Genomic DNA, 17,795 nt, shown 5'->3' on the forward strand with positions numbered 1-17,795 from the left:
CCCGGGGGACCAACAGCGGCTGAGGACACCGCCCTCCCGGGGGACCAACCACGACTGGGCACACCGCCCCCGGAGGACCAACCACAACTCAGGACACCGCCCTCCCGGGGGACCAACCACGGTTTGGGGCACCGCTCAGCAGAGGGACGTCAGCCGCGGCGCGGGGCTCAGCCCGCCGGGGGAAGACCCACCGTGGCAAGAACACCACCCATCGCAGGGGGGACGTCGACCGCGACTGGAGGCGCCACCCGCCGTGGGGAAGACGACCCGCGGATCGGGCACCGCACAGCACAGGCGCACCGAGAGCCCCGCCCAGCAGAGGGACGCCGGCCGCACCTCACCGCACAGCCCGCCAGGACGGCATCGGCCGCGACTGGAGGCCCCCAACCCCGCGCCCGCCACCTCACCCCGCCACGGGATACATCGCCCCCCGCCGCCCCTCCGGTGAGGCCAGCCACTCCAGCTTGGCCGCGGTGCCCGCCTCGTCCAGCGGGGTGTGCAGCACGACGGTCAGATCGGAGCGCGCCGGCACCTTCATCGCCGTGGACTCCACGCACAGCAGCCCGACCAGCGGATGGTCGAGCTCCTTGCGGATCACCCCCGCGTCCTGGATGTCCCGCCGCTCCCACAGCTCGGTGAACTCGGCGCTCGCCGACTTCAGCTGGGCCAGCACCTCCTGGAGCCCCTCGTCGTCCGGCCGCGCCGAGGCGGCCGCCCGGAACTGGGCGACGACGGTGCGCGCGTTCTGTTCCCAGCTGTGCGATCGCGACCGGTACAGCGGGTCGATGAAGAAGTCGACGAGACAGTTCTGTGTGTTCTCCGGCCGCATCCCCAGCACCCAGCCGGCCGCTTCGTTGTACATCACGCAGTTGTAGTAGGCGTCCATGATGTGCGCCGGATACGGCATCCACGCGTCGATCAGCCGCCGCAGCCCCTCGCAGCCGTGATCGGCGGCCGGCTCCGGCGCGGGCGGGTTCAGACCGGCGAGGACGTACAGATGCCGCCGCTCGGCATTGCTGAGCCGCAGCACCCGCCCGACGGAGTCCAGAACCTGCGGGGAGACGGAGATGTCCCGCCCCTGCTCCAGCCACTGGTACCAGGAGGCACCCACCCCGGCGAGCACCGCGACCTCCTCGCGCCGCAGCCCCGGCGTCCGCCGCCGCGCCCCACCGTCCGGCAGCCCGGCCTCCGTGGGCGACACCCGGGCCCGCCGGCTCATCAGGAACTCGCGCAGTTCACGGTGCCGTTCACTCTTGGGTACGACCTCGGGCACGAACACATCCCCCTCGTGGTTGCCTGGTGGTGCCACCACCAGCACAACTTGCCGCTCCCCACTGCTATTCCGACGCGCGCAGGCTCTTGCCCATGGCGATCGACACCAAAAGCCCCGCTCCCGATTCGCTCGACACCCCCCGGCTGTCGACGCGCGACAAGCTCGTCCTGTTCGTCCTGTGCGCCGCCCAGTTCATGGTCGCGCTGGACTTCTCCGTCCTGAACGTCGCCCTGCCCGTCCTCGGCGCCGACCTCGGCATGAGCCAGTCCGCCCTCCAATGGGCGGTCACGGCGTTCGCGCTCCCGTCCGGCGGTTTCCTGCTCCTGTTCGGCCGCATCGGAGACCTGTACGGCCGTCGGAAGCTGTTCCTCAGCGGCCTTGCCCTGTTCGGCGCCGCCTCCCTCCTCGCGACCCTCGCCTGGGACCCGGCGTCCTTCCTCGCCGGACGCGCCCTCCAGGGCCTCGGCGCGGCGGCGATCGTGCCGACCGGCATGTCCCTGCTGACGACCACCTTCCCCGAGGGCCCCGCCCGCGACCGCGCCCTGGGCATCTCGGGCACCCTGCTCTCGCTCGGCTTCACCATCGGCATGGTGGCCGGCGGCACCCTGACCGACACCCTCGGCTGGCGCTCCACGATGGGCCTGCTCACCGTGTTCGCCCTGATCGTGCTGCCGCTCGCCCCCGGCCTGCTGCCGGAGTCCCGCACCCCGGACCGCCCGCGCCTGGACATCCCCGGCGCGATCACCGTCACCGGCGGCCTGCTCTCCCTGATCTACGCCCTCTCGACCGCCGCCGACCACGGCTTCGCCCGCCCCGACGTCATCACGACCCTGATCACGGGCCTCCTGCTGCTGGCCGCCTTCGTGACCGTCGAGTCCCGCACCCAAGCGCCCCTGGTCTCCCTGCCGATGCTGCGCCGCCGCACGGTGGCGTGGGGCAACATCGGCGGTCTGGTCACTTTCTCGATGATGTCGACGGTCGTCTTCGTACTGACCCTCTACCTCCAGGAGGTCCTGGACCTGTCCGCCTTCGAGACCGGCCTGGTCTTCGGCGTCCAGGGCGTCCTCTCGGCGGTGGCCGGCACCTACGCCCCGAAGGTCATCGGCCGCTTCGGCCCCCGCCGCACGCTCGTGGGCTCGCTCGTCGGCCAGGGCGCCCTGATCGCCGCCCTGCTGGGCCTGGACACCGGGAGCTGGTCGGTGTGGCTCGCCACGGCCGCCGTCTCCCTGGCCAGCATGTGCCACCTGGGCGCGATCATCTCGTACGGCGTCACGGTCACCTCCGGCGTCCCGGACGCGGAACAGGGCCTGGCCACCGGCCTGGTCACCTCGACCCAGCAGGTCGGCCTCACGATCGGCATCCCACTGCTCGGCGTCCTCGCCACCACCTCCCACGACCTGCTGACCGGCGTCCACACGGTCCTCGCCCTGGACGCGGTGATCGTGCTGGCGGCGGCGGTGCTGGTCGCGACGGGACTGCGGGTGCGCTCAGGGGCGGTCGAGGCGGAGCCGCTCGGCGCGCGGTAGACCGGCCACCACCAGGTCGTACGAGTCCTCGACGAGCTCCCGGATCAGACGGTCCGGGAGCTCGCCGTCGACCGTGACGGTGTTCCAGTGGCGCTTGTTCATGTGGTACCCGGGGATGATCAGCCCGGGGTGGTCGGTGCGCAGCCGGATCGCGTCCTCCGGGTCGCATTTCAGGTTGACCTTCAGGGGCCGCGCGTCGAGCCAGCTCAGGGCGAACATCTTGCCGAGCACCTTGAAGACCGAGACCACCGGGCTGAACGGGAAGTCCTCCACCGCCGCGTTGAACGACAGACAAAGGGCGCGCAGTTCCTGAGGGTTCACTCTTCCTTCGTCTCCTTCTCCGCGGAGTCCACCGGCTCCACCAGCACCGTCACGATCTTGTTCCGGCGCCCCGCGGCGGCCTCGGCTGTCAGCCGCAGCGCACGCCCGTCCGGCAGCTCCACGACGGAGGAGGCCCCGGCGATGGGCACCCGCCCCAGGGCCTTGGCAAGCAGTCCGCCGACAGTCTCCACGTCCTCGTCGTCGTACTCGTCGAGCCCGTACAGCTCGCCGAGGTCGGTGATGTCGAGGCGGGCGGTGACCCGGTGGCGGTCGTCGCCGAGCTCCTCCACCGGCGGGAGTTCGCGGTCGTACTCGTCGGTGATCTCGCCGACGATCTCCTCAAGGATGTCCTCGATGGTGACGATGCCGGCCGTGCCGCCGTACTCGTCGATGACGACGGCGACGTGGTTGCGGTCCTGCTGCATCTCGCGCAGCAGATCGCCGGCGTTCTTGGTGTCGGGCACGAAGGCGGCGGGCCGCATCGCCGTGGACACCAGCTCGCTCTCCGCGTCCCGGCTGATGTGTGTCTTGCGCACCAGGTCCTTCAGATAGACGATCCCGACGACGTCGTCCTCGCTCTCCCCGGTCACCGGGATACGCGAGAAACCCGACCTGAGCGCCAGGGTCAGCGCCTGACGGATCGTCTTGTAGCGCTCGATGACGACGAGATCGGTGCGCGGCACCATGACCTCCCGCACCAGCGTGTCGCCGAGTTCGAAGACCGAGTGCACCATCCGGCGCTCGTCGTCCTCGATCAGCGACTCCTTCTCGGCGAGGTCGACCAGCGCGCGCAGCTCCGCCTCGGAGGCGAACGGGCCGCGGCGGAAGCCCTTGCCGGGAGTGAGGGCGTTGCCGATGAGAATCAGCAACGACGGGATCGGGCCCATGACCCGGGCCAGCGGGACGAGGACGTACGCCGCCGCGGTCGCCGTGTTGAGGGGATGCTGACGCCCGATGGTGCGAGGCGAGACACCGACGGCGACATACGACACGAGCACCATCACCCCGATCGCGACCAGCAGAGCGCGGGTGGTGCCCGGGAACTCCTGGAGGCACGCGTAGGTGACCAGCGCGGCCGCGGCCATCTCGCAGGCCACGCGCAGCAGCAGCGCCAGGTTGAGATAGCGGGTCGGGTCGGCGGCGACCTGGGCGAGCTTGGCGCTGCCGCGCCGGCCGTTGCGTACGGCCTCCTCGGCGCGGAAGCTGGAGACGCGCGCGAGGCCCGCCTCCGCGCAGGCGGCGAGCCACGCGACGACGACCAGGGCGATCGCGCCGGAGACGAGGGGCAGGCTCATGAGACGGTCGGCGCGGGGGACGGGCCGGTGAGCCCCTTCTCCTGCCGCCACCCGTCCACGATGGCCGCCTGCAGGCCGAACATCTCGGCCTTCTCGTCCGGCTCCTCGTGGTCGTAGCCGAGCAGGTGCAGCACCCCGTGAACGGCGAGCAGTTGGAGCTCCTCGTCCATGGAGTGCTGCGTCTCGGCCTCCTCGCCCTGCTTCTTGGCGACCTCGGGACAGAGCACGATGTCGCCGAGGAGGCCCTGCGGGGGCTCGTCGTCGTCCTTGCTGGGCGGCCGGAGCTCGTCCATCGGGAACGACATGACGTCGGTGGGCCCCGGCAGGTCCATCCACTGGATGTGCAGCTGCTCCATGGCGTCGGCGTCCACGACGATCACCGAGAGCTCGGAGAGCGGGTGGATGCGCATCCTCGCGAGCGCGTAACGGGCGATGTCGAGGATCGCCTGCTCGTCGACCTCGGTTCCGGACTCGTTGTTGACGTCGATCGACATGGTGCTGGCTTGTCTACTTCCGCTTGTTCCGGCCGCCCTTGTGGGTGCCGTTCTCCGTACCGTTCTCGGTGTCGTACTTCTCGTACGCGTCGACGATACGGCCGACCAGCTTGTGCCGGACGACATCCTGCGACGACAGCCGGGAGAAGTGCACGTCGTCCAGCCCCTCCAGGATGTCCTGCACCTGCCGCAGCCCCGACTTGGTCCCGTTGGGCAGGTCGACCTGCGTCACATCACCGGTGATGACGATCTTCGAGTCGAACCCGAGCCGGGTCAGGAACATCTTCATCTGCTCGGGGGAGGTGTTCTGGGCCTCGTCCAGGATGATGAAGGCGTCATTGAGGGTGTTGTGCGTCAGCAGGTAGTCCTGGGTGACGTACAGCGAGTCCTCGGCGGCCACCTGGATACACACGGTCTCCTCCCTGCCTGCGGGCTCGATGCTGTCGATGAACCGCATCGGACGTCCGCCACCTCCGGCCGCGTGGTACTTCTCCGCCTTGCGGGCGAGGCGGAAGGGTTCGATGCCTTCAGGGAGGCGGATGTCGACGATGTGGGCGTCGTGCCGGTGTTCGACCTCCCGCCCCTTCGCGAGACCCGGCTTGTGCCCGGCAGCGGCCCGCCGACGGGTGTACGCGACGCCGCCCAACGACTGCACCAGCGAGATCACATCGTCACGAAGCAGGATCGACGTCGTCGTGTACTGAATGCGGCAGGTGCGGTCCGCCTGGGTCACGGGGCCACCGTCCGAATCCAGGAGCCCCTGGAGAACGGCCAGCCGTACCTCGGCCGAGTTGTACAGGTAGGCGTCCGGAATGAACTTGGTGTGCGAACGGGTCCGGAGCAGGTCCAGTTCACGCAGCACACGCGTGACCGGGTTCTCCAGAGTGACCACGTCGCCCGGCGACTTGACCCGGTTCAGTACGTAGTCCGGACCGCCACGGTGCCGTAGCGCAACACCCGGTAGCACGGCTTCGAGAGCCTCGGCCAGCTCGCGGTCCTCCGTCGAGAACGAAGGCGTGGTGGAGCCGGTCAGGCAACCGTCGCCGAGGAGGAGGCCCAGAGCGTATGCGTCCATCGGCACGTCCTGCTCGGGGAAGCGCACCGGGGCCGTCAGCATCGGCAGCTCGTACCGACGGGCATGCGCCGCACGCAGACTGCCGATCATCTCCTGGGTCTCCAGGACCCGCCACGGCTTGTTGCGGCGCTTGTCCGAGGCCGTGCGGACCGTCCACAGGTGCTCGCCACAGCACAGGGTCCAGGAGCCGTCCTGCGCAGTGACGCGGAAGATGTCCCTCTCACCCTGCGGATAGACGCCGAGAACCGGCGTCGGCTCGCCGTTCGAGCCGATGACCAGGTCGCCGACCTGGAGGTCACCGATGGGCCGCCAGCCGTCCGGTGTGAGGACGTTGGTGAAGATCGGTTGTGCGCGGCCCCTCATATATGCCAGCGGCGCCACCTCGATCGTCCCCGAAGCCATCAACTTCGGAATCGAGTCCGGGTCCAGCATGTCGTGCAGCGCGTCGTACAGCGGGCGCAGGTAGGGGTCGATCTTCTCGTAGAGGGTGCCCGGCAGGAAGCCGAGTCGCTCTCCCGCCTCGACGGCGGGCCGGGTCAGGATGATGCGGTTGACCTGCTTGGACTGGAGGGCCTGCACCGCCTTGGCCATGGCGAGGTAGGTCTTGCCGGTGCCGGCGGGGCCGATACCGAAGACGATCGTGTGCTTGTCGATCGCGTCGACGTACCGCTTCTGGTTGAGGGTCTTGGGGCGGATGGTGCGGCCGCGCGAGGACAGGATGTTCTGTGTGAGCACTTCGGCCGGGGTCTCCTGGCCGTCGCTCGTCCCGTTCTCACTCGCTCGCAGCATGGCGATCGAGCGTTCCACTGCGTCCTCCGTCATCGGCTGTCCGGTGCGGAGCACCAGCATCATCTCGTCGAACAAGCGCTGCACGAGGGCGACGTCGGCCGCCTCGCCGGTAGCGCTGATCTCGTTGCCCCGGACATGGATGTCGGCTGCCGGGAAGGCCTTCTCGATCACGCGCAGAAGGGAGTCACCGGATCCCAGGACCGTGACCATGGGGTGCTGGGCGGGGACGGTGAACTGTGCTCTCGCCTGCCCCTGCGCGGGGCTGTGACCTGTGGGTGTCTGAGTCATGGGCCGGCGCTTAAGGCCTGCGGTTCCTCCTCGTCACGGCCGCGTCGCTGAGGGCGGCCTCGCACCACCAAGAGTACGACGGTGCACTGACAACGCCGTAGGGCTTTTCGACGATGAGGGCGCCCTGAATGAAACGGTGAGCCCTGCATGCTCCCCCCGCGCACGGGGGAAGACTGCGCTTGCTGCCACGCGTGTTCGATGACCTCGAAGGCGGCGTCGGCCAAAAGTCCGTACGGAGAAAGCAGGAAGACCGTGCTGTTGCGTCTGCCCACATCCCTGTCGGAGGCACAGGAGTGCCTGACCGAGGGAGCGATACCCGTTGGCGGTGCCACGCTCGTGTGGGCCGCCTGGCAACGCGACGGCTTCCCCGAGCAGGCCGTTTCGCTGCGCGAGGTGCCGCAGGCGAACGTCCTCGGAGCCGGGGAGGTCGGGGCGGCGGTCCTGCTGCACCGGATCGACGAGCGGGTTCCTGAGGTGCTGCGCCTGGCCGCGTCCGGCATCGGTACCGGGGCCGTGCGCCGGACCGCCACGGTCGGCGGGAACATCGTCGGCAGCACCCTGCGCTGTCTGCTGCCAGCGGCGCTCGTCCTGAACGCCCGCGCGCAGGTGCTGGCGGCGGAGGGCCCCTTCGAGACCGACCTCGCCGAGCTGCTCGCGAAGAAGCCGCTGCTGCTGAGCCTGCACTGGGACGAACCGCTGGTCAGCGGCTACCTCAAGGTGTCCGAGGCCCCGGGCGGCCCGCCGCCGCTGGTCGTCGCCACGGCGGTGCACTCGACCGAGGAGGGCGGCCGCGTCCTGCGCGTCGCGGTCCGCGACGGCTACGAGTTCCTGAGCGAGAGCGTGCCCTGTGACACGGACGCGGAGAGCGTGCTCGACGCGTTGAGCGGTACGGCGATCGGGGCACTGCCCGCGGAGGCCCGTGAGGTGGTCCGGGAGCAGGTGGCCTCGGTGCTGGAGCGTGCCGCCGAGCGCTGACGGGCCGACCGGACGTCAGGCCGCGTGCGGGCAGACGAGGGCTGCTGGGCGAAGGCCGGCAGCTGCTGTGTGTGGCCGCGGCCCCGCCGACACCGCCCGACGGCGAGCCGTGCACAGCCGGACGGGCGCGCGGCGGATCCCCAAGGCGGAGATTCCCGAACCCTGGGAGACCCGCGAGGCCACGGTCGCGGCCGCCGACGCCGGAGCAGCAACCCGGCTCGCCCCGACCGCCGACACCCTCGCACCACCCCGCCGACGCACCGCACAAACATCGGCCACCGACGCCGGAGCAGCAACCCGGCTCGCCCCGACCGCCGACACCCTCGCACCACCCCGCCCGACGCACCGCGCAGACCCCGACCGCCGATACCTTCGCACCACCCCGCCCGACGCACCGCACAAACGCACCGCACAAACGCACCGCACAAACGCACCGCACAAACGCACCGCGCAGACGCACCGCGCAGACGCACCGACCGGACGGACCGACCAGCGGCGATACGACCGCCCCGCTCCCCGTCCCTCAGGCCGATCTGCCGAAGCCGATCGTCGGTACCGCTCTGCGCAGGGGCCAGGCCGGGGCCTCCTCCTCCGGGACCAGGTCCGCCAGGAAGGCGTACCGTCGCAGCGCCGTCGGGTCCTGGGAGTCGACCGACTGGACCTTGCGCCACCAGGCGCCGATCTCGGACCAGCCGGGGGCGGACAGGGAGCCGCCGAACTCCTGGACGGAGAGCGCGGCGGTCAGGCCGGCGAAGGCCAGGCGGTCAGCGAGCGGCCAGTCCGCCAGGGTGCCGGTGACGAAGCCGGCCACGAAGACGTCCCCGGCGCCGGTCGGGTCGAGCGCCTCCACCTCGATGGCCGGGACCTCGGCGGTCTCCCCGGTCCGCCGGTCCACGGCGTACGCGCCCTCCGCTCCCAGCGTCACCACGGCGAGCGGCACATGCTCGGTGAGGGCGTGTGCTGCCTCCCGGGGACAGGCGGCGCCGGTGTACCGCATGGCCTCCTGCGCGTTCGGCAGGAAGGCCTCGCAGTGTTCGAGGTCGGCGAGGCCCGCGAGGTCCCACACACCGGTCTCGTCCCAGCCGACGTCGGCGAAAATACGGGTGCCGTGGCTCGCGGCCTGGGCGATCCAGGGGGCGCGCTTGCCGGGCTCCAGCGAGGCCACCGCCGCACGCGCGCGTGGGGGGCAGTTCGGCGCGGGCTGCTCCGGGGGCGGCTCGTGACCGTGGGAGACCATGGTGCGCTCGCCCTCGTAGGCCATGGAGACGGTGACCGAGGAGTGCCAGCCGGGGACGCTGCGCGACGGGGAGAGGTCGATGCCCTCGCCCTGCTCAAGGGCGTCCCAGCAGTATTCGCCGTAGTGGTCGTCGCCGAAGGCCGCGGCCATCGAGGTGCGCAGCCCGAGGCGCGCCAGGGCCGTGGCCATGTTGGCCACACCGCCGGGGCTGGACCCCATCCCGCGCGCCCAGGACTCGGTCCCGCGTACCGGGGCGGAGTCGAGCCCGGTGAAGATGATGTCGAGGAAGACGGTGCCGGTGAGGTAGACGTCCCAGGGCGGATCGTCGGGTGTGCGCACGGCGGCGAGGGGATCGACCTGGGCCTGACACTGGCGGCCTTTCCCGTTGGACGCGATCACGGTGAGCTCCCTGAACGTGGTGCCGATCAGGCCAGTCTGCACCACACCACCCGGATCTTCGCCGACGTCGGCTGTCGCCGGAATCAGCCCCTCCGGCGTTTGAGGAGCGGGGGTCCAGGGGGCAGAGCCCCCTGGAAGCGGGGTCGAAGGGGCGGCAGCCCCTGGAGGACGGGACGGGTAGGGGCGGCGGGGCAAAAAAGTCCCCCGACCACCGGTGAGGCACCGCTACCAGCGAGGCACAGCGGGAGTGACCCACCCCGGCTCGGCAACCCGCATCGCCGCCGCATCATCCCGCTCCCGAAGCGACCCGTCGTCGTCGAGCCACCGCCGATGCAGGAACTCCACCTTCTCCCGATCGAGTTCGACACCGAGCCCGGGCGCGTCGGACACGGTGACCTTCCCGCCCTCGAACCTCATCCGCTCGGTGAGCACATCCTCCGACTGCCACGGATAGTGCGAGTCACAGGCATGGTGAAGATTCGGCACGGTCGACGCCACGTGCGTCATCGCGGCCAGCGAGATCCCGAGATGCGTGTTGGAGTGCATGGACACCCCCACCCCGAACGTCCGGCAGATCGCGGCGAGTTGCTGGGTGTTCCGCAACCCACCCCAGTAGTGGTGATCCGAGAGCACCACCTGGACGGCATCCCGCCCGAACGCCTCCTTGATCTCGGCGAAGGTGGTCACACACATGTTGGTGGCAAGCGGCACACCGGTCCCGGCGGACACCTCCGCCATGGCCGCGATCCCGAGCGCGGGATCCTCCAGATACTCCAGGACGTCCCCGAGCTCCTGTGCCACCTTCAGCGAAGTGGCCACGCTCCAGGCCCCGTTGGGATCAAGCCGCAACGGAAGCCCGGGAAACGCCTCGGCGAGAGCCCTGACCGCCGCGATCTCCTCGTCCGGCGGAAAGACCCCGCCCTTCAGCTTGAAGGACGTGAAGCCGTACCGCTCGGTGAACAACCGGGCCTGCTCGACGATCCCCGCAGGATCGACGGCCGCTCCCCAGTCGTCGTTCTCGGAGGCGACCTGCTCAGGATGAGAGGCCCACTTGTAGAACAGATACGCGCTGTAATCCACCGCGTCCCGCACCTTGCCGCCGAGCAGCATGTGCACCGGCAGCCCGAGGGCCCTGCCCAGCGCGTCGAGACAGGCGACCTCGAACCCGGAGACCACCGACAACCGCAGCTTGTCGGCGGTCTGCACGCCCCGCAGTCCCCCGACGTCGACCTGCCCGGAGACTCGGGAGGAGTCGACGGCCACCTGGTCCGCGACGGTGAACAGCCCGTTCAGGTCGCCGACCTGACGGCCAATCAACTTCTGTGCGAACGGCCGTGCCAGCTCCAGGTACTTGGTGTCCCCATACGTCTCCCCGACCCCCGTCACCCCGTCCGCGGTCTCCACCTCGACGATCAGCCGGGGCGTGTACGGCTGATGCACGCCTTGCGTGTTCAGCAGCGGCGGGTCGGCGACGAGGATCGGCGTCAGACGGACGTCGGTGATCGTGAGGTTCACAGTGCGGCTCCTACGAGGTCGCGTACCCGGACACTCGGTCCATCTCCCCACATGGACTTCATCTACGTATGAAGATGGAGACTAGATATGCGAACCGAGCCCGTCAATGGGTCGGCGCGGGGTTTGATGGGCCGATTACGATCGGCCCATGTCGGAGACAGGGGGCGAGCGCCCGGAGACCGGGGGCGTCCGCGAGGTGAAGTCGGCGGCCCGCACGGTCGAGCTCCTCGAACTGCTGGCCGCGCGCGGCGACCGCCCGGCACGACTCCAGGAGCTGGCGGACGCACTGGAGGTGCCGCGCAGCTCGATGTACGCGCTGCTCCAGACCCTGATCTCGCGCGGCTGGGTGCGCACGGACGCCACCGGTTCGCTCTACGGCATCGGTATCCACGCCCTGCTCACCGGCACCAGTTATCTGGACTCCGACCCGCGCGTCCGGGTCGTACGGCCGTATCTCGACGAGGCGTCCCAGGCGCTGGGCGAGACGATCCACCTGGGCCGGCTCGACGGCCGGGACGTGGCGTATCTGGCGACGCGCGAGTCGCACGAATACCTGCGGACGATCAGCAGGGTGGGCCGCCGCCTGCCCGCGCACGTGGGCGCGCTGGGCAAGGCGCTGCTGGCCGAGTGGCCTGACGAGAGGCTCCCCGAAGGGCCGTACGAGGCACTCACCCCGAACTCCCACACCACCCGCGACTCCCTGCTGACCGACCTCGCCGAGGTACGCGCCCGGGGCTACTCGGTCGACCGCGAGGAGGGCGTCCTCGGCATCGTCGGCTTCGGCTTCTGCCTGCGCTACGACTCCCCCGCCCAGGACGCCATCAGCTGCTCGGTCCCGGTCGCCCGCCTGACGCCGGAACACGAGCAGCAGATCATCGCCGTGATGCGCGAGATCAGAGGCAGGATCGAGGCGACCGCGCCGGGCGCGGGAGGCGCCCCCCACTGGCGTCAGTAGTGAGGTGCTTCACCGCAACCGGGTCGACTTCACCCTGATCGCGCCCACGCGGCGGAGCCGCACATCGATACGGCCCGCGCCCCTTGGGGTACTTCAGAACTCGTACGCCTCAACCTCGGCCAGATACCGCTCGCGCAGTTCCTCGTCGTGTTCCAGAAAGCTCGCGACGAAGGAATTCCGGGCCAGCTCGCGCAACCGTTCCTCGGTGAGTCCGAGCGTCTTCCGTACGGCCTCGAAGTTGTCCCCCGCATACCCCCCGAAGTAGGCCGGGTCGTCGGAGTTCACCGTGCACATCAACCCCGCATCCAGCATCGCGGGCAGCGGATGGTCGGCCAGCACATCAACCGTACGAAGCCGCACATTGGACAAGGGACACAGAGTCAGCGGAACCCGGTCCCGCACCAGCCGCTCCACCAGCTCCGGAGACTCCATGCACCGCAGCCCGTGGTCGATCCGCTCCACCCCGAGCACATCCAGCGCCTCGACGACGTACTCCGACGGCCCCTCCTCCCCGGCGTGCGCCACCCGCCGCAGCCCCAGCCCCGCAGCGGCCTCGTACACCTCGCGGAACTTCACCGGCGGATGCCCCACCTCGGCGGAGTCGAGCCCGACCCCGACGATCCGGTCGAGATACGGCTTCGCGGCCTCAAGGGTCTCCAGGGCGGACTCCGCGGACTCGTCCCGCAGGAAGCACATGATCAGCTGGGTGGAGACGCCGTGTACGGCCTCGCTGTTGCCCAGCGCCCGCCACAGCCCCTCGACGACCGTCCCCATCTCCACGCCCCGGGCGATGTGCGCCTGCGGGTCGAAGAAGATCTCCGCGTGCCGCACCCCCTGCGCGGCGGCCCGGGCGAGATACGCGTTCGCCAGGTCCTCGAAGTCGCGCTCGGTGCGCAGGACGGCCATGAGCTCGTAGTACAGGTTCAGAAAGGACTGGAGGTCCTCGAAGTCGTACGCCTTGCGGAGCTCGTCCGTGGAGGCGTACGGCAGTTCCACCCGGTTGCGCGCGGCCAGCTCGAAGGCCAGCTCCGGCTCCAGGGTGCCTTCGATGTGCAGGTGCAGTTCAGCTTTGGGGATGGGCATCAAAGCATCGTACGGCTGCTCTATCGCCGTTTCGGAACCGGAACCCTCAGAAGGTCGTGGGCCACGGTCAGCTCACCCTCGTACCCGGCGGCCCGCGCCTGCCGTTCGAACTCCGCCGGCTCGGAGTAGCGCTGGCTGAAGTGCGTGAGCACGAGATGCCGTACACCGGCGTCGCGGGCCACTCCCGCTGCCTGACCTGCCGTCAGATGTCCGTGTTCCACGGCGAGTTGCTCGTCCTCGTCGAGGAAGGTCGACTCGATGACGAGCATGTCGACGCCGTCCGCGAGGGCGTGGACGCCGTCGCAGAGGCGGGTGTCCATGACGAACGCGAACCGCTGGCCGTGGCGGATCTCACTGACGTCGTCGAGGGAGACGCCGTTCACGGAGCCTTCTCGCTGGAGCCGTCCGACCTCGGGGCCCTTGATGCCGTGCGCGGCGAGACGGTCGGGGAGCATGCGGCGGCCGTCGGGTTCGGTGAGGAGGTAGCCGTAGGACTCGACGGGGTGCGAGAGCCTGCGGGCCTCCAGGGTGTAGCCGCCGGCCCGTGCGATCACACCGTCCGCGGCGACCGGTGCCTCGGTGAGCGGGACCGTCTCCCGGTACGCCGTCGCGTACCGCAGCCGGTCGAAGAAGCGCTGCCCCGACTTCGGGTAGTGGGCGGTGACCTCGTGCGGGACCCGGTCGAGGTTGATGCGCTGGATCACCCCGGCGAGGCCGAGGGAGTGGTCGCCGTGGAAGTGGGTGACGCAGATCCGGTTCAGGTCGTGGGCGGCGACCCCGGCGCGCAGCATCTGGCGCTGGGCGCCCTCGCCGGGGTCGAAGAGGATGCCCTCGCCGTCCCAGCGCAGCAGGTAGCCGTTGTGGTTGCGGTGCCTGGTGGGGACCTGGCTGGCTGTGCCGAGGACGACCAACTCACGTACGGACACGGGGAGTTACCCGGGGGGCCACTGGAGGCCGCGGCCGCCGACCACGTGGGCGTGGGCGTGCCAGACGGTCTGGCCGGCGCCGCTGCCGGTGTTGAAGACGGTGCGGTAGCTCTCCAGCTTCTCGTCGTCGGCGACGGCCTGGGTCTCCCGCAGGACGTCTGCGGCGAGTTCCGGGGCGGCGGAGGCGAGGACGGCGGCGTTCTCGTAGTGGGCCTTGGGGATCACGAGGACGTGGGTGGGGGCCTGGGGGTTTATGTCACGGAAGGCGACGGTGGTGTCCGTCTCACGGACGATGGTCGCCGGGATCCGACCTGCGACGATCTTGCAGAACAGGCAGTCGTCCTGGGGTTCCCCAGCCATTGTGTTCCTTCCGTATGAGGTCCTGAGGCATCTTAACGAGGCAGAGTCGGTGGAATCTTCGCAGGACTGGCCTCCAGCGCCTCCAGCGCGATCCGCACCGCCTCGTCCAGCTGCGCGTCCCTCCCCGCCGCGTAGTCCTGAGGCCTCTGCGGCACCTCCACGTCCGGGTCCACCCCGTGGTTCTCCACGCCCCACTCGTAACCCTCAAGCCAGAACGCGTACTTCGGCTGGGTGATCAGCGTGCCGTCGACCAGGCGATAGCGGCTGTCGATGCCGATGACCCCGCCCCAGGTCCGCGTGCCCACCACCGGTCCGATCCCCAGCGCCTTGATCGCCGCGCTGACGATGTCACCGTCCGAGCCCGAGAACTCGTTGGCCACGGCGACGACGGGGCCACGAGGCGCGTCCCTCGGGTAGCTGTACGGCCGCATCCCCCGCGGCAGCGCCCAGCCGACGATCCTGCGGGCCAGCTTCTCCACGACCAGCTGGGAGGTGTGGCCGCCCCTGTTCTCGCGGACGTCGACGACCAGGCCCTCGCGGGCCACCTCCACCCGCAGGTCACGGTGGATCTGGGCCCAGCCGGGGGCCTGCATGTCGGGGACGTGCAGATAGCCGAGGCGGCCGCCCGACTTCTCGTGGACATAGGCACGGCGGTCGGCGACCCAGGCGTGGTAGCGCAGCGGCTCCTCGTCGGAGATCGGTACGACGACCGCGTGCCGTAGGTCGCCGCCGCCGGAGGGGGAGATGGTGAGCTCGACCGGCTTGCCCGCCGTGCCGACCAGGAGCGGGCCGGGGCCGGTGACCGGGTCGACGGGGTGGCCGCCGACCGCGACGATCGCGTCCCCGGCCCGGACCGCCGCGCCGGGTGCGGCCAGCGGGGAGCGGGCGTCGGGGTCGGAGGTCTCGGTCGGCAGGATGCGGTCGATGCGCCACTGCGCCGATCCCTGGGGGCCGTCCTCGTGGCGGGAGATGTCGGCGCCGAGGAGACCCTGGCGGGGGCCGTGGCCGTGGCCGCCGCGGGGGGTGACGTAGGCGTGGGAGGTGCCGAGTTCGCCGTGCACCTCCCAGAGGAGGTCGACGAGGTCGTCGTGGGTGGCCAGGCGGTCCAGGACCGGGCGGTAGCGGTCCAGGACGCCGTTCCAGTCGACGCCGCTCATGTCGGGCCGCCAGAACTGGTCCCGCATGATGCGGCCGGTCTCCTCGTACATCTGCCGCCACTCGGCCGACGGATCGACGGTCTGGCGGATCCGGCCGAGGTCGACGCTGATGTTCGTGTCGCTGTCGTCGTCGTTGGAGGCACGCCGGTCGCTCGGTACGACCTTCAGCCGGCCGTCGGTCCACAACAGCACCCGTTTGCCGTCGCCGCTGACGGCGAAGTGGTCGGCGTCCGTGGCGAGGTGCTCCAGGCGCTGCTGGGCGAGGTCATAGCGCTGGAGGTCGGTCTTGGGGTCGGGGTCGTCCGGGGTGGCCCGGGAGGAGCCGAGGACACCCTGGACGGGGTGCCGCAGCCACAGGACACCGTCCTTGGCCGCGCGCAGGTTGGAGTAGCGGCCGGCCTCGACCGGGAAGGGCACGATCCGGTCGGCGAGGCCTTCGAGGTCGATACGGGTGGCCGGGGTGCCCTCGCTGTCGGGGGTCTCGTCCTTGTCGGGGGCCTCGAAGGGACGGCCGTGCCGCTGCGGGCCGAAGGGCGACGGGGTCGTCGCGGCCAGGGTGATCAGGTGCGGGCGGTCGCCGACCACGAAGGCCAGGTCGAAGACGTGCTCGTCGTAGACCGGGTCGAAGGCGCGGTTGGAGAGGAAGGCCAGGTGCTTGCCGTCGAGGGTGAAGGCGGGGGCGTAGTCCTGGAAGCGCAGGGGTGTGGCCTCGGTGACCGAGAGGTCGGTGGTGTTGGCGAGCCTCAACTGAGAGAGGGGACCCGGGCCGGGGTGCGACCAGGCGAGCCAGGCCGAGTCGGGCGAGAAGGTCAGGCCGCGTACGTCGCCGTCCTCGCTGCGGTCGACCTCGCGGACCTCGCCGGTCTCCCGCTCGACGAGCAGGACGCGGCCGTCGTGCGCGGCGACCGCGGCCCTGCTGCCGTCGGGGGCCATCGCGAGGCCCAGGACGCGGCCGAGCTGTCCGGCGGCGAGGCGGCGCGGGGTGGCGCCGGGGGCGAGGCCGGTGGCGGGCGCGAACTCCAGGGCGTCGTCGCCCTCCGCGTCCGTCACCCACACCACCCATTCCTCGCCCTCCGTGCGGAAGGTGCGCGGCAGCCGGGCCCGGACGCCGGGTTCGGCGGCGAGCGCGCGGGCCGGGCCCGAGCGGTGGGTGACCCAGTGGACGGCTCCGCGCACGGCGACCGCGCTGCCGCGCGCGGTGTGGTCGGGGGCGGCCGAGCCGAACCAGTGGGCGGCGTTCACCGGGAACGGCTGCCGGTCGGCGCGCTGTCCGCCGAGCCGGACGTCCAGGAGGCGCGGTTCGGCGCCGTCGAGGTCGTCGAGGAGCCAGAGTTCACCGGCACAGGTGTAGACGATCCGGGTGCCGTCACCGGAGGCGTGCCGGGCGTAGTAGCCGTCGAGGGGGGTGTGCCGCCGTAGGTCGGAGCCGTCGGCGAGGGAGGAGTAGACGGCTCCGGTGCCCTCGTGGTCGGAGAGGAAGGCGATCCGCTCCCCCGCCCACACGGGGTACTCCAGGTTTCCGTCCAGGTCGTCGTGCAGCCGTACGAACTCGCCGTCGCCGTCGCGGTCGATCCACAACTTCCCTGCCGTACCGCCCCGGTACCGCTTCCACCAGGCGGCCTCCCGGCCCATGGGAGCGGAGAGGATCACGGTCGCGGGGCCGTGGGCGACATGGCCGACGGGCCCGTACGGCAGGGTGGTGCCGGGTCCGCCGTCGAGCGGGACGGTGTGCGCCCAGCTGCGGCGCAGGCTGGCCTGGCCATGGGTGGTGATCGCGAGGACCTCGCCGTCCGGGGTCCAGCCGCGTACCTGGGTACGGGAACTGCCCCAGTGGGTCAGCCTCCTGCCCGGTCCGCCGTCGACCGGAGCGATGTGCACCTCGGGGGCGCCGTCGCGGGTGGAGGTCCAGGCGACGGTGCTGCCGTCGGGCGAGATGCGGGGGTGGGTGACCGGGACGTTGTCCGCGCTGACCCGCCAGGCACGCCCGCCGTCGAGCGGCGCGACCCACACGTCGTCCTCGGCGGTGAAGGCGACCAACTCGCCCTGCGGATGCGGAAACCGGAGATATGCAGACGTCGCAGGCTGTGTCACCCGATCACCCTATGCACGCGCGGTCCCCGTGCACAG

Annotated in this window: 14 protein-coding genes; 3 read left to right on the forward strand and 11 right to left on the reverse strand. The window is 70.7% G+C overall.

All coding sequences use genetic code 11. From position 1 onward, the window contains the following. Positions 1-403: 403 nt before the first annotated feature. The gene (locus ACI2L1_RS08185; RefSeq protein ID WP_404738709.1) at positions 404-1,219 is read right to left on the reverse strand and encodes a helix-turn-helix transcriptional regulator; all 816 of its coding nucleotides are present in this window, start codon (positions 1,217-1,219) and stop codon (positions 404-406) included. A 146-nt stretch (positions 1,220-1,365) separates the two neighbouring features. Here ACI2L1_RS08185 and ACI2L1_RS08190 point away from each other — a divergent pair, with 146 nt between their 5' ends. Then, positions 1,366-2,799 carry an MFS transporter gene (locus ACI2L1_RS08190; RefSeq protein WP_404738495.1) on the forward strand — a complete coding sequence of 478 codons (1,434 nt, stop codon included), beginning with the start codon at positions 1,366-1,368 and terminating at the stop codon, positions 2,797-2,799. On the opposite strand, the gene ACI2L1_RS08195 is transcribed toward ACI2L1_RS08190, so the two are convergent. From ACI2L1_RS08195 to ACI2L1_RS08210, 4 genes are read right to left on the reverse strand one after another with little or no spacing between them, the layout of a single operon-like run. Beyond that, entirely contained in the window at positions 2,761-3,120 is a 360-nt protein-coding gene (locus ACI2L1_RS08195) for an MmcQ/YjbR family DNA-binding protein (RefSeq protein ID WP_404738496.1), read from the reverse strand. The two genes, ACI2L1_RS08190 and ACI2L1_RS08195, sit on opposite strands and share 39 nt — an antisense overlap. Beyond that, positions 3,117-4,415 carry a hemolysin family protein gene (locus ACI2L1_RS08200; RefSeq protein ID WP_404738497.1) on the reverse strand — a complete coding sequence of 433 codons (1,299 nt, stop codon included), beginning with the start codon at positions 4,413-4,415 and terminating at the stop codon, positions 3,117-3,119. Before ACI2L1_RS08200 ends, ACI2L1_RS08195 begins: the two co-directional genes overlap by 4 nt. Further along, positions 4,412-4,909, reverse strand: coding sequence for an rRNA maturation RNase YbeY (gene ybeY, locus ACI2L1_RS08205; protein WP_404738498.1), 498 nt, complete (start codon positions 4,907-4,909; stop codon positions 4,412-4,414). Before ybeY ends, ACI2L1_RS08200 begins: the two co-directional genes overlap by 4 nt. Before the next feature lie 13 nt (positions 4,910-4,922). Continuing rightward, positions 4,923-7,061 carry a PhoH family protein gene (locus ACI2L1_RS08210; protein ID WP_404738499.1) on the reverse strand — a complete coding sequence of 713 codons (2,139 nt, stop codon included), beginning with the start codon at positions 7,059-7,061 and terminating at the stop codon, positions 4,923-4,925. A gap of 252 nt (positions 7,062-7,313) precedes the next feature. Here ACI2L1_RS08210 and ACI2L1_RS08215 point away from each other — a divergent pair, with 252 nt between their 5' ends. Next, positions 7,314-8,036 (forward strand): FAD binding domain-containing protein, encoded by a 723-nt coding sequence (locus tag ACI2L1_RS08215; protein WP_404738500.1) that lies wholly within the window; start codon positions 7,314-7,316, stop codon positions 8,034-8,036. A gap of 523 nt (positions 8,037-8,559) precedes the next feature. On the opposite strand, the gene ACI2L1_RS08220 is transcribed toward ACI2L1_RS08215, so the two are convergent. Next, positions 8,560-9,672, reverse strand: coding sequence for a carbohydrate kinase family protein (locus ACI2L1_RS08220; protein WP_404738710.1), 1,113 nt, complete (start codon positions 9,670-9,672; stop codon positions 8,560-8,562). Positions 9,673-9,897: 225 nt separating this feature from the next. Further along, on the reverse strand, positions 9,898-11,187 hold the full coding sequence (locus tag ACI2L1_RS08225; RefSeq protein WP_404738501.1) for a glucarate dehydratase family protein: 1,290 nt from the start codon (positions 11,185-11,187) through the stop codon (positions 9,898-9,900). A gap of 148 nt (positions 11,188-11,335) precedes the next feature. On the opposite strand from ACI2L1_RS08225, the gene ACI2L1_RS08230 reads away from it, so the two are divergent. Further along, on the forward strand, positions 11,336-12,142 hold the full coding sequence (locus ACI2L1_RS08230) for an IclR family transcriptional regulator (RefSeq protein ID WP_404738502.1): 807 nt from the start codon (positions 11,336-11,338) through the stop codon (positions 12,140-12,142). Between the two features lie 93 nt (positions 12,143-12,235). On the opposite strand, the gene ACI2L1_RS08235 is transcribed toward ACI2L1_RS08230, so the two are convergent. From ACI2L1_RS08235 to ACI2L1_RS08250, 4 genes are read right to left on the reverse strand one after another with little or no spacing between them, the layout of a single operon-like run. Beyond that, positions 12,236-13,225 (reverse strand): adenosine deaminase, encoded by a 990-nt coding sequence (locus ACI2L1_RS08235; protein WP_404738503.1) that lies wholly within the window; start codon positions 13,223-13,225, stop codon positions 12,236-12,238. A gap of 20 nt (positions 13,226-13,245) precedes the next feature. Next, positions 13,246-14,151, reverse strand: a complete 906-nt coding sequence (locus ACI2L1_RS08240) for a ribonuclease Z (protein ID WP_404738504.1) — start codon at positions 14,149-14,151, stop codon at positions 13,246-13,248. A gap of 6 nt (positions 14,152-14,157) precedes the next feature. Beyond that, the gene (locus ACI2L1_RS08245; RefSeq protein ID WP_404738505.1) at positions 14,158-14,511 is read right to left on the reverse strand and encodes a histidine triad nucleotide-binding protein; all 354 of its coding nucleotides are present in this window, start codon (positions 14,509-14,511) and stop codon (positions 14,158-14,160) included. A 32-nt stretch (positions 14,512-14,543) separates the two neighbouring features. Further along, positions 14,544-17,759 carry a S41 family peptidase gene (locus ACI2L1_RS08250; protein WP_404738506.1) on the reverse strand — a complete coding sequence of 1,072 codons (3,216 nt, stop codon included), beginning with the start codon at positions 17,757-17,759 and terminating at the stop codon, positions 14,544-14,546. Positions 17,760-17,795 lie beyond the last annotated feature (36 nt).

It is taken from the genome of Streptomyces sp. NPDC019531 (genome assembly GCF_044903305.1).
In the GTDB taxonomy this organism is placed as follows: Bacteria; Actinomycetota; Actinomycetes; order Streptomycetales; family Streptomycetaceae; genus Streptomyces.